The following is a 12,420-nucleotide window of genomic DNA, read 5'->3' on the forward strand; positions in this document are numbered from 1 at the left end:
TCTTTTTACAAATAAATTCTTAAATGATTTTTTGTATTTAAGGCAAACACAATTTTATTTTAACACACACACGTATCGTCACATACACTTGGGTGCATTTGAAGTTTAATTACTTCGGTGTTGGTGCTATGGGATATGTGGAGGCCTAACCCTAAACAACTATAGAGGATCTATAAAATGGCAAACGTTTCAATGCGCGATATGCTTCAAGCTGGTGTTCACTTTGGTCACCAAGCACGTTACTGGAACCCTAAGATGAAGCCTTTCATCTTCGGCACACGTAACCGTGTACATATCATCAACCTTGAGCAAACTGTACCAATGTTCAACGACGCACTTAAGTTTTTATCAAGTGCTGCAGCAAACAAAGGTAAAGTTCTTTTCGTTGGTACTAAGCGCGCAGCAAGCGACGCAGTTAAAGCAGCTGCTTTAGAAAGCGATCAGTTCTTCGTAAATCACCGTTGGTTAGGTGGTATGTTGACTAACTGGAAAACTGTACGTCAATCAATCAAGCGTCTTAAAGACCTTGAAGCACAAAGCCAAGACGGTACTTTCGAGAAATTAACTAAGAAAGAAACGTTAATGCTTAACCGCGAAATGGAAAAGCTTGAAAAGAGCCTTGGTGGTATCAAAAACATGGGCGGTCTTCCAGACGCGCTTTTCGTTATCGATGCTGACCACGAGCACATTGCTATCCGTGAAGCAAACAACCTAGGTATCCCTGTTGTTGCAATCGTTGATACTAACTCTAACCCAGACGGCGTTGATTACATCGTTCCTGGTAACGATGATGCTATCCGTGCTGTAAGCCTTTACACTAGCGCTGTTGCAGCTGCTATCACTGAAGGTCGCGAGAATAACATCGTTGCTCAAGCTGAGAAAGACGATTTCGTTGAAGCTGAGTAATTAGCTATCATCAAGTCTTCATCTTTTTAAGGTGAAGACTTGTTATTCTTGTAGAGCGGGTAACCCGCTTATCTAAACCAGATTTCAGATTTGAGGATTTACTAATGGCTGTAACTACTGCCCTAGTTAAAGAATTACGCGAGCGCACAGGCGCTGGCATGATGGATTGTAAAAAAGCGTTAACTGAGACTGATGGCGACATCGAGTTAGCGATTGAAAACATGCGTAAAAGTGGCGCTGCTAAAGCTGCTAAAAAAGCAGGTAACATTGCTGCTGAAGGTACTATCATCATCAAGCAAAACGCTGGTGTTGCAGTACTAGTAGAAGTTAACTGTCAAACAGACTTCGTTGCAAAAGACGTAAGCTTTTTAGCATTTGCTGATAAAGTTGCTGAAGCTGCAATTGCTGACACTCTTACTATCGAAGACTTACAAGCTAAGTTTGAAGAAGACCGTGTTGAGCTAGTAACTAAAATTGGCGAAAACATCAACGTACGTCGTCTGCAGTACATCGCTGGTGAAAACCTAGTTGAGTACCGTCATGGCGACCGTATCGGTGTTGTTGTTGCAGGTGTTGCTGATGAAGAAACACTTAAGCACGTTGCAATGCACGTTGCTGCTTCACGTCCAGAGTACTTAACTCCTTCAGACGTACCAGCTGACGTTGTAGAAAAAGAAAAGCAAGTACAAATCGAAATCGCGATGAATGAAGGCAAGCCTGCTGAAATCGCTGAGAAGATGGTTGTTGGTCGCATGAAAAAATTCACTGGTGAGGTTTCTCTTACTGGTCAAGCTTTCATCATGGAACCTAAAAAATCTGTTGGCGATATTCTTAAAGAGAAAAACGCAACAGTTACTGGCTTTGTACGTGTAGAAGTTGGTGAAGGTATCGAGAAGAAAGAAGAAGATTTTGCTGCTGAAGTTGCTGCTCAAATTGCAGCTGCTAAAGGTCAGTAAGATTAACTATTTGTGATGCAAAAGGAAATTAGATGCAATTAAAGTACTATTTGGTTTTGCTTCACAGCTAGAAATTCTTTAAAATAACCGCGCTTTTATGTTTAACATAAGCGCGGTTATTTTTTATCCATAATTCAATAAAAGTTGGCCCCTATACTATGACTATCAATCGCAAACCTATTTTTAGACGTGTTCTTCTCAAATTAAGTGGTGAAGCTTTAATGGGAGACGAAGGCTTCGGCATCGACCCTAAAGTTTTAGACCGTATGGCACAAGAAATTAAAGAGCTAGTAGAGCTTGACGTAGAAGTGGGTTTAGTTATTGGTGGAGGTAACTTTTTACGCGGTGGTTCACTTGCAGAAGCAGGTATGAACCGCGTAGTAGGCGACCACATGGGTATGCTTGCAACGGTTATGAATGGCCTTGCAATGCGTGATGCGCTACACCGTGCATTTGTAAACTGTCGTTTAATGTCGGCTATTCCGCTAAATGGTGTATGTGACGCTTATAACTGGGCTGAAGCAATTAGTTTATTGAAAACTGGCCGCGTTGTTATTTTTGCAGCGGGCACCGGTAACCCATTTTTTACTACCGATTCTGCAGCGTGTTTACGCGGTATCGAAATTGAAGCGGATACAGTAATTAAAGCGACTAAAGTGGATGGCGTGTACAGTGATGATCCTGTTAAAAACCCAGAAGCGACGCTTTACAGCCACTTAAGCTACAATGAAATCATTGAAAAAGAATTAAAAGTTATGGATTTAGCGGCATTTACTCTAGCCCGCGATCACAATATGCCATTGAGCGTATTTAATATGAATAAATCAGGCGCGCTAAAACGCGTAATTATGGGTGAAGAAGAAGGAACACTTATTTCTTCACAAGCCTCAGATGAAATAATCAAATAATTAGGATTAAACCGTGATTAACGATATTCAAAAAGACGCGCAAGCGCGCATGCAAAAAAGTGTAACTGCACTAGGTAGCCAATTATCTAAAATTCGTACTGGCCGTGCACATCCTGCAATCCTAGATGGCATTATGGTGTCGTACTACGGTGCACCAACGCCTTTAAACCAAGTTGCTAACGTAACAATTGAAGATTCTCGTACACTTGCTATTGGTGTATTTGATAAGTCTTTAGCGCAAGCTGTTGAAAAAGCAATTATGGCGTCTGACTTAGGTTTAAACCCTATGTCGGCAGGTACTGTTATTCGTGTACCACTTCCTCCACTTACAGAAGAGCGTCGTAAAGACCTAATCAAAATTGTACGTGGCGAAGTTGAAGGCGGTCGTGTTGCTATTCGTAACATTCGTCGTGATGCTAATGGTGATGTAAAAGGTTTATTAAAAGATAAAGAAATATCTGAAGATGAAGCGCGTCAATCAGATGATGCGATTCAAAAACTTACAGATAAGTTTATCAAAGAAATGGATACGCTATTAGCTGCTAAAGAAGCAGAGTTAATGGAAATCTAAGTAAGTCCCTGTTTATCTTTTAAGGTTGAATTTGCAGCAGCGTGTTTGGTTTTAAGGCAAAGCATAGCCTATGTAGTGAGGTTATTCCCCATTATTAGGCGATAGCAATGCATAAAACCTAAAAATGCGCTGCCCAAAGGGTTCTGCCTAGATTGAATAAATTACAATCGTGAAAGGTCGACAGGACCTATTAAAATTATTAGTTTTGAAACGCCGTCTAGGGTATACTAGGCGGCGTTTTTTTATGGAATACTCGATATTTATGGTTCTAGATGCTGACACAATTTCACAGCAATGTTTACCCAAACATGTTGCTATCATCATGGATGGGAACGGACGTTGGGCACAAGCTAGAAATAGACCTCGTGTGTATGGGCATAAAAAAGGCGTAGACGCAGTTCGTCAATCTGTTCAGTTTTGTACTAAATTAGGGATACAATCGTTAACCTTATTTGCTTTTAGTAGTGAAAACTGGCGCCGCCCTGAAGACGAAGTAAACACTTTAATGGAGCTTTTCTTATTTGTTTTAACAAAGGAAGTTAAAAAGCTTCATAAAAACAATGTAAAACTGACCATTATTGGAGACTTATCACGATTTTCTGAAGGATTACGTAGCAAGGTAGACGCTGCGCATAAGCTGACTGAAAATAACACCGGATTGCGCTTAAATGTTGCAGCTAATTACGGTGGTCGTTGGGATATGGCTAACGCGGCTAAACAACTTGCTTTGCAAGTTGCGCAAGGCACACTCAACGCAGAAGATATTACAGAAGAGCGCTTAGCACAGCATATGAGCATGGCAGATCAGGCTGAACCTGATTTACTTATTCGCACTGGTGGCGATGTTCGTATTAGTAATTTTTTACTATGGCAAGTTGCTTATGCAGAACTTTACTTTACCGAGACACTTTGGCCTGATTTTAATGAAGCAGCATTTGCTGAGGCTATAGCGTGTTACGTTGCCAGAGAGCGACGTTTTGGTTGTACGGGCGAACAAATAAAACAATTACTCGCTCAAACCTAAATAGAATAAGGGTCACATTTTGTTAAAACAACGAATTTTAACCTCACTTGTGCTTGCACCATCGGCATTAGCTTTGGTTTTTTATACACCGCTTACGTTATTTAGTTACTTTGCCGGTGCAATAGTATTATTAGGCGCATGGGAATGGTCTGCGTTTATGGGTTTATGCGATAAGCTCAAACGTGGTGCTTTTGTTGTATTGATTGCAGCCTTACTTGGCCTGCTTAATTTACATTGGCCTATTGAATCACTATGGGAAAATGGCAAGCTAGTAGGTGATGCAAATTACGTATTTACGCTTTCGTTTGCTTGGTGGATTGTTGCTAGTTATTTAATTTGGCGCTATCCAGAAATGGCTAAAGCGTGGAATGAAGGTTTAGTAATGCGCGGCATTGCAGGTTTATTAACACTTGTGCCGTTATGGCTTGCACTAAATACGCTGCGCAGTGCGCAATATGCTGAATCAACACATTTTGGCTCTGTACTTATTTTAGTCGTATTGGGTATTGTGTGGAGTGCAGACGTTGGTGCTTATTTTTCAGGTAAGAGCTTTGGTAAGCATAAACTTATGCCAAAAGTGAGCCCTAATAAAACAATTGAAGGGTTAGCAGGCGGTGTAGTCGCTTCTATCATTTTTGTTTTAGCATTTTGTCACTTTACCGATGTTGATTTAGGTGTTTGGCCTATCTACGCGATAATGACTGCATTTATTGCATTGTTCTCTGCGGTAGGTGATTTACTGGAAAGCATGTTTAAACGTGAAGCCGGTTTAAAAGATAGCGGCCGTTGTTTACCTGGGCACGGCGGTATTTTAGATCGCATTGACAGCTTAACGGCTGCAGCTCCAATGTTTGTAATGTGCTATGCGTGGACTCTTAGTTTATGAGCCAAAAGCAATTGCTGGTTATTTTAGGCGCAACAGGTTCAATTGGTTTAAGTACACTAGATGTTGTATCGCGCAATAAAGAGTTATTTGATGTTTTTGTTTTAGCTGCAGGGCAAAACGCAAAAAAAATGGCTGAACTGTGTATTGAACACGAACCACTTTATGCGATTATGGCTACCCAGCAAGCCGCTGAGCAGCTATCTGCTTATTTAGCTAATACACCATGTCAAACGCTTGTTATGCACGGCGAGCAAGCAATGTGCGACTTATGTGCTCACCCAGATGTTGATGTCGTGATGTCGGCAATTGTAGGTGCAGCTGGTTTACTGTCAACATTAAGTGCAGTAGAAGCAGGTAAAAAAGTACTCCTTGCTAATAAAGAATCGTTAGTTATGTCAGGTCAGTTGTTTATTGATAAAGTTAAACAACATAAAGCAACCTTGCTGCCAATTGATAGCGAACATAATGCTATTTTTCAATGTCTACCTTCTTCGTTACAAAATGCCAAAGGCGATCAAAATTTACAGCAACATGGCGTAAGTAAAATTTTGCTTACCGGTTCTGGTGGCCCGTTTTTAACGCGCGATATAAACACACTAAAAGATGTAACTGTAAGTGAAGCCGTGGCGCATCCTAACTGGTCGATGGGTCAAAAAATATCAGTAGACTCGGCCACCATGATGAATAAAGGCTTAGAGTTTATTGAAGCTAAGTGGTTATTCAATTGCGACACCAGTGATATAGACGTAGTGATACATCCACAAAGTATTATTCACTCAATGGTGCAATACCACGACGGTTCTATTTTAGCGCAAATGGGTAACCCTGATATGCGCACCCCAATTGCCCATGCACTTGCATACCCTGAGCGAATTAATGCAGGCGTTAAACCGTTAAACTTCTCTGATATATGTGATTTCTCATTCACCAAGCCTGACTTTTCTCGCTATCCAAATTTACAATTAGCGATTGATGCGTGTAGTGCCGGACAAGGTGCTACCACAACAGTAAACGCAGCAAATGAGATAGCAGTAAGTGCATTCTTAAACGGTAAAATTGGTTTTACTGATATATACAAAATAAACGCACAAACGCTTGAAGCTGCAACGTATACCAATGTACAAAGCTTAGATGAAATTTTAGAGTGCGATAAATTAGCGCGTATTAGCGCTTCAGAATTTATAACAAAAGTGGCGCATTAATATGTTTGATTTTTTTTGGAATCTTGGCTCATTTATTTTAGCGCTTGGTATTTTAGTGGCCATACATGAATATGGCCATTTTTGGGTTGCGCGAAAAATGGGCGTTAAAGTGCTGCGTTTTTCAATTGGTTTTGGTAAGCCACTATTAAAATGGCACGATAAATACAATACCGAATATGTGATTGCGGCTATTCCATTAGGCGGTTATGTAAAAATGCTTGATGAGCGTGTTGATGACGTGCCGGCAAACCAACGTCATTTATCGTTTAACGCTAAATCTGTACAAGCACGTATTGCCATAGTTGCAGCGGGTCCAATGGCCAACTTTTTGTTTGCCATTTTTGCTCTTGCTGTAATGTATATGGTGGGTGTGCAGTCGGTAAAGCCTGTGATAGGTAGCATTACCGAGGGTAGCCGGGCAGAGCAAGCGGGCATTATGCCTTCTCAACATATTATAAAAATTGGCGATGATGATATAACGACATGGCAAGATGCCACGTTTGCACTTATGTCTAATTTAGGTGAAGAAAGCGTTGAAGTGATAGTGCGCGATAAAAACCTTCAGCCACGTGTTAAAACCCTTAATTTAGAGGGGTGGAAACTAGATCAGCAAGACGTGCCACCACTAAGCTCGTTAGGTATTGTACCGTTTAGACCTCAAGCCACTTTAACAATTGCCGCCGTAACCAAAGACTCAGCTGCAGAGCACGCTAATTTACAAGTTAATGACACAATTTTGGCTGTAAACGGTGAAACAATAAGCAATTGGCAGCAATTAGTTAATCTTATTACGCAATCAGCTAACAAATCTTTACAATTTAGTGTAAAAAGACAAGATACTATAAAAGCCATTACAGTAACCCCTAAAGGGCGCATTGATAATAACGGTATTGAGCAAGGCTTTTTAGGCGTTGCTCCTGTTGTACAGCAATGGCCTGATGGTTATGTAGAGACTAGACATTACGGCCCGCTCGATAGTATCGTGCGAGGCACAAAAGAAACGTGGCGCTTAATTACACTCAGTTTTGATATGATTGGTAATTTAATTACAGGCCAGGTTTCGGTTAAGAATTTAAGTGGCCCTGTGGGCATTGCAGTAGGCGCTGGAACTAGCGTAAGCTATGGGTTAGTGGCCTTTTTAAGCTTTTTAGCCTTAATAAGCGTTAACTTGGGTGTATTTAATTTATTACCCTTACCAGTGCTTGATGGTGGACACTTAATGTATTACATAATTGAACTTTTTCGTAAAAAGCCGGTCTCTGAAAAGACACAAGAGTTTGGTTTTAAAGTGGGCGCCTTGTTGCTCATTTTTCTAACATGTTTCGCTTTGTTCAATGATGTATCGCGTTTGTAGTTTTACAGCGTGGCAAATTACTAATTAGAACACGATTGTAAAGCACCACTTTAGTAGGGTGTTATGCGGTAATACAGTTGTAAAGGATAAAGATAATAAAATGGCTATAAAAAAACATTTGGCAGTAACAAGTTTATTGGGTGCAAGTTTTGCAGCCCTAGGCCAAAACTCCTTTATTGTTGAAGACCTGAAAGTTGAAGGTTTGCAGCGTGTAGCACTTGGTGCAGCGCTAACACATATTCCTATTAACGTAGGCGATAATGTTGATGACTATACGATTTCAAAAACAATAAAGTCACTTTATCGTTCTGGGCACTTTGATAACATAAAAGCCCTTCGTGATGGCAACAACGTTATTTTTAAAGTAACGGAACGTCCTACCATCAGCTTCATTGAGTTTGAAGGCAATAAAGACATTAAAGACGAGCAGCTTAATGAGTCTCTTGATCAGCAAGATATTCGCCAAGGTGAGCCACTTGATAAAACCGTTATCGATAGTATCGAAAAAGGCTTAGTTGAGTTTTTCCACAGTATTGGTAAATACAACGCTAAAGTAGATATCAGTATTACTAAGTTGCCTCGTAACCGCGTTAAACTTAAATTAGAGTTTGATGAAGGTGATGCAGCTTCTATCCGACAAATTAACTTAGTGGGTAATGAACTTTTTTCTAATGAAGAGCTTCTTAAACTTGCTGAATCTCAGCAAGATTTACCTTGGTGGCAGTTTATGGGTAGCGATCGCTACCAAAAGCAAACCATTGAAGGCGATTTAGAAAAAATTCGTAGTTATTATTTAGACCGTGGTTACCTACGTTTTAATATCGATTCAACGCAAGTATCAGTGAGCCCTGAACGTGAATCAGTTTACGTTACAGCTAACTTAACTGAAGGCGTAAAATATACCGTTAAAGGCTTTGACTTTATTGGTGACTTGCTTGGCCGTGAAGACTTAATTAAAAGTGTTATCCCACTTAGAGCGGGTGAGCTTTATAACGGTTCTGTAGTTACTTCGTCAGAAGAATTTATTAAAAGCTATTTAGCACGTTTTGGTTACGCTAACGCTGAAGTACGTACAATTCCAGAAATTGACGACGAAAAGCAAGAAGTACAACTAACACTATCGGTTAATCCAGGTAAGCGTGTATATGTTCGTCGTATTATTGTTGGTGGTAACCAAAATACAGCTGATGAAGTACTTCGCCGTGAAATGACACAACTTGAAGGCGCCTGGTTATCTAATCAAAACCTTGAGCGTTCAAAACTACAAATTCAACGTTTGCCTTACATGGAAACTGTTGATTTTAACGTAGTGCCTGTACCAGGTGTGGATGACCAAGTAGATGTAGATTTTACTGTAAAAGAGCAATCAGCGGGTAGCTTTAATGCTGGTCTTGCTTATGGTTCTTACTTAGGTCTGCAGTTTAATATTGGTGTAACAGAATCTAACTTTTTAGGCACAGGTAACCAAATTGGTTTAAACCTTAACACGTCTACAGGTTCTGAAAGCTTAAGCTTATCGTACACAGACCCATACTTTACGCCAGATGGTGTATCGCAAGGCAGTAGCATCTTTTACAGAAACTACGATGCAAGTAAATTTAGTCTTGTTGAGTACAAATCAAAAAGTTATGGTTTAGGCACAAATATTGGTTTTCCAATTGATGCTGTAAATCGTGTTAACTTTGGCGCCCGTTGGATTAAAGAAGAGCTTTCGGATATTGCAGAGTACGAGCAAACGCGTGTACTTCGTGAAACATTCTTAGATCCAGACAACCCAGATGCAGGCTTTGACTTTACTAAGTATGAGCTGAGTGTTGGTTGGTCGCGTATCACCGTTAACCGTGGTTTATTCCCAACAGCGGGTTCGCGTCAAACTCTAAACTTAACAGCAACAACGCCTAACTCAGATCTTCAGTACTTTAAACTGAATTACGATTCGCGTTTTTACTGGCCTATATCAAATGACCACCGTTGGGTATTCTCAACCCGTGCAGCACTTGGTTATGGTAATGGTTATGGCTCTACAAACGGGTATGAGCAAACACTTCCATTCCAAGAGTACTTCCGTATAACGGAAATGGAACTTCGTGGCTTTGACCGTAATACAATATTACCACGTGCTGTATCGCGTATACCGCAGTCTATTCCAGGTACGCCAGGTGCAGACGGTACTACAACCGGTAGCATTGGTGGCGCATCAGAATTTGATATTCTAGTGCCGCAAGGCCGTATTGGTGGTAATGCTAAAGCAGTGGCAGGTATGGAGCTAATTGTTCCTACGCCATTCTTAGATGAAGAAAATACCAGCTCTGTACGTACTAGCTTCTTTGTTGATGCTGCAAACGTATGGGATACTGAGTTTAACGTAGACCGCTATCAAAACTTAGGCGTTGATGAACGTGCTAAATTAGATGACTATTCAGACCCAATGCGCTTTAGGGTTTCAACCGGTCTTTCATTACAATGGATCTCTCCAATGGGTCCAATGCTGATCAGTTTTGCGTATCCATTGCAAAAAGAAGAAGATGACGATACGAAAACCATCAGCTTTAACATTAGTAACACTTTCTAAAGGAGTTTTTTGTGAAAAAATTATTTAAATCAACAGCTGTAGCAGTTTTAGCAACTTTAATGATGGGTACTTCTGTGAATGCATTTGCACACAAAGTAGGTATTGTTGATATGCAGGAAATCTACAAGCAAATTCCTCAAATGGCTAAAATTGAACAGTCTTTACAAACTGAGTTTGCTGAACGTCGTCAAGAACTTGAAAAGTTACAAGGCGATATTCGTTTTGAAGCTGAAAAATTTAAACGCGAAAGTACAACTATGAGCCAAGCTCAAAAAGATGCACTACGTGATAAAATCCAAGGCATGCAAAAAAATCTTGCTGAACAAGGTCGTCCTTTAGAGCAAGAAATCAAAGCGCGCCAAAACCAAGAACTTGCTAAAGTTCAAGGTGTGATCATCAAAACAATTGAAGAAATTGCTAAAGACGGCGACTTCGACGAAGTTAAAGTAAAAGACACAACAATTTACTTTAATCCTAAAGAAGTAACTGATCTTTCGTCTAAAGTTGTAGCCGCTGTTAGTAAGAAATAATCACTCTATGCAAAATTATACGCTTTCGCAAATTGCGGAACTTCTAGGCGCCGAGCTTCAGGGTGATGGCGCTTTAGAAATAAAAAAAATAGCGACACTTGCAAATGCCCATTCTGGGCATATTGCATTTTTAGCGAACTCAAAATATCGCTCGCAACTTGAAACTACTCAAGCTAGCGCAGTAATAGTAAGCCAAGCCGATGCTCAGTTCTTTAGTGGTAGCAAAGTTATTGTTGCTAATCCGTACGTAAGTTACGCAAAATTAGCGCAATTTATGGATACAACACCACGCTCAGCCTCGACGGGTATTCATCCAAGTGCTACGGTTCATTCAACAGCGATTGTTAGTGACAGCGCCGCTATAGGTGCTAATGCAGTCATTGAAGCTGATGCGGTGATAGGTGACAATGCGCAAATTGGTCCGAACAGTTTTATCGGAGAACGTGTTAAAATAGGCTCTGGCACTAAGCTTTGGTCTAGTGTGACTATTTATCACGATGTTGAAATTGGTTCAGATTGTTTGTTTCAAGCAAATAGTGTTGTAGGTAGTGATGGGTTTGGTTATGCGAACGAACGCGGGCAATGGGTAAAAATACCTCAGCTTGGCTCTGTGATCATAGGTAACAAAGTTGAAATTGGTGCAAGCACGACAATTGATCGTGGCGCACTGGACAATACCATCATCCATAGCAATGTTATTATCGATAATCAGTGTCAAATAGCGCACAACGTTGAAGTTAATTCAGGCACCGCAATCGCGGGCTGCACCGTACTTGCAGGAAGCGTTACCATTGGCAAAAACTGTCAAATTGGTGGCATGGTTGCAATTAATGGTCACATGTCTGTATGTGATGGTGTTATAATTACCGGCATGAGTATGGTGACAAAATCAATCACCGAACCAGGTATTTACTCATCTGGTATGCCCCATACAACAAACAAAGAATGGCGTAAATCAATAGCTCACTTGCGTAACCTTTCAGACATGAAATCTCGTCTTAAAGCGCTGGAAGCATTGGCTAAGTCATAACGTTGAACACTAATAAGGATGCTATTTTGGCAAACGAATTAAATAGCCTTGATATTCAAGAAATTTTAAGTTTATTACCGCACCGTTACCCGATGCTATTAATTGATCGTGTTATTGATTTTACACCTGGAAAATCTTTACATGCTATTAAAAATGTTTCTATAAACGAACCTATATTTACTGGCCATTTCCCAAATCAGCCAATTTTTCCTGGTGTGCTAATATTAGAGTCAATGGCGCAAGCTACGGGTTTATTAGGTTTTAAAACAGTAGAAAATCGTAGTGAAAACGAATTATATTTATTTGCTGCTGTTGATAACGCACGTTTTAAACAGCCAGTGATCCCAGGTGATACAATGCACCTTCATGTTGAGTTTTTAAAAGAACGTCGCAACATTTGGAAGTTTGCAGCAGAAGCTAGAGTCGACGGCAAAGTAGTGTGTAGTGCCGAAATTATGTGTGCGAGAAGAGAGTTTTAATA

12 protein-coding genes are annotated in these 12,420 nt (G+C 40.4%); all 12 read left to right on the forward strand.

Annotation, left to right across the window (positions count from 1 at the left end; all coding sequences use genetic code 11):
• The first annotated feature begins 177 nt into the window (after positions 1-177).
• The 12 genes from rpsB (at position 178) to fabZ (ending at position 12,418) form a co-directional block, all read left to right on the forward strand.
• On the forward strand, positions 178-906 hold the full coding sequence (rpsB, locus tag H5087_RS10765) for a 30S ribosomal protein S2 (RefSeq protein WP_002958321.1): 729 nt from the start codon (positions 178-180) through the stop codon (positions 904-906).
• Positions 907-1,010: 104 nt separating this feature from the next.
• A complete protein-coding gene (gene tsf, locus H5087_RS10770) occupies positions 1,011-1,862 on the forward strand; it encodes a translation elongation factor Ts (protein WP_002958320.1) in 852 nt (283 codons plus the stop codon).
• A 158-nt stretch (positions 1,863-2,020) separates the two neighbouring features.
• Positions 2,021-2,770 carry a UMP kinase gene (pyrH, locus tag H5087_RS10775; RefSeq protein ID WP_024596498.1) on the forward strand — a complete coding sequence of 250 codons (750 nt, stop codon included), beginning with the start codon at positions 2,021-2,023 and terminating at the stop codon, positions 2,768-2,770.
• Between the two features lie 49 nt (positions 2,771-2,819).
• The gene (gene frr / locus H5087_RS10780) at positions 2,820-3,341 is read left to right on the forward strand and encodes a ribosome recycling factor (protein ID WP_206013162.1); all 522 of its coding nucleotides are present in this window, start codon (positions 2,820-2,822) and stop codon (positions 3,339-3,341) included.
• Between the two features lie 244 nt (positions 3,342-3,585).
• Positions 3,586-4,365: an isoprenyl transferase gene (locus H5087_RS10785; RefSeq protein WP_024596497.1), complete on the forward strand. Its 780-nt coding sequence runs from the start codon at positions 3,586-3,588 to the stop codon at positions 4,363-4,365.
• Between the two features lie 19 nt (positions 4,366-4,384).
• Positions 4,385-5,251, forward strand: coding sequence for a phosphatidate cytidylyltransferase (locus H5087_RS10790; RefSeq protein WP_024606268.1), 867 nt, complete (start codon positions 4,385-4,387; stop codon positions 5,249-5,251).
• Positions 5,248-6,453: a 1-deoxy-D-xylulose-5-phosphate reductoisomerase gene (gene ispC, locus H5087_RS10795; RefSeq protein WP_182672016.1), complete on the forward strand. Its 1,206-nt coding sequence runs from the start codon at positions 5,248-5,250 to the stop codon at positions 6,451-6,453. The genes H5087_RS10790 and ispC overlap by 4 nt, the downstream gene beginning before the upstream one ends.
• 1 nt (position 6,454) lies before the next feature.
• On the forward strand, positions 6,455-7,807 hold the full coding sequence (rseP, locus tag H5087_RS10800) for a sigma E protease regulator RseP (RefSeq protein ID WP_182672017.1): 1,353 nt from the start codon (positions 6,455-6,457) through the stop codon (positions 7,805-7,807).
• Between the two features lie 100 nt (positions 7,808-7,907).
• Entirely contained in the window at positions 7,908-10,379 is a 2,472-nt protein-coding gene (gene bamA, locus H5087_RS10805) for an outer membrane protein assembly factor BamA (protein WP_024596248.1), read from the forward strand.
• An 11-nt stretch (positions 10,380-10,390) separates the two neighbouring features.
• Positions 10,391-10,909: an OmpH family outer membrane protein gene (locus tag H5087_RS10810; protein WP_002958312.1), complete on the forward strand. Its 519-nt coding sequence runs from the start codon at positions 10,391-10,393 to the stop codon at positions 10,907-10,909.
• Positions 10,910-10,916: 7 nt separating this feature from the next.
• Positions 10,917-11,939, forward strand: a complete 1,023-nt coding sequence (lpxD, locus tag H5087_RS10815; protein ID WP_002958311.1) for a UDP-3-O-(3-hydroxymyristoyl)glucosamine N-acyltransferase — start codon at positions 10,917-10,919, stop codon at positions 11,937-11,939.
• 26 nt (positions 11,940-11,965) lie between these two features.
• Positions 11,966-12,418 carry a 3-hydroxyacyl-ACP dehydratase FabZ gene (gene fabZ, locus H5087_RS10820; protein WP_002958310.1) on the forward strand — a complete coding sequence of 151 codons (453 nt, stop codon included), beginning with the start codon at positions 11,966-11,968 and terminating at the stop codon, positions 12,416-12,418.
• Positions 12,419-12,420: the final 2 nt, after the last annotated feature.

It is taken from the genome of Pseudoalteromonas sp. SR43-7, from assembly GCF_014163785.1.
GTDB lineage: Bacteria > Pseudomonadota > Gammaproteobacteria > Enterobacterales > Alteromonadaceae > Pseudoalteromonas > Pseudoalteromonas distincta.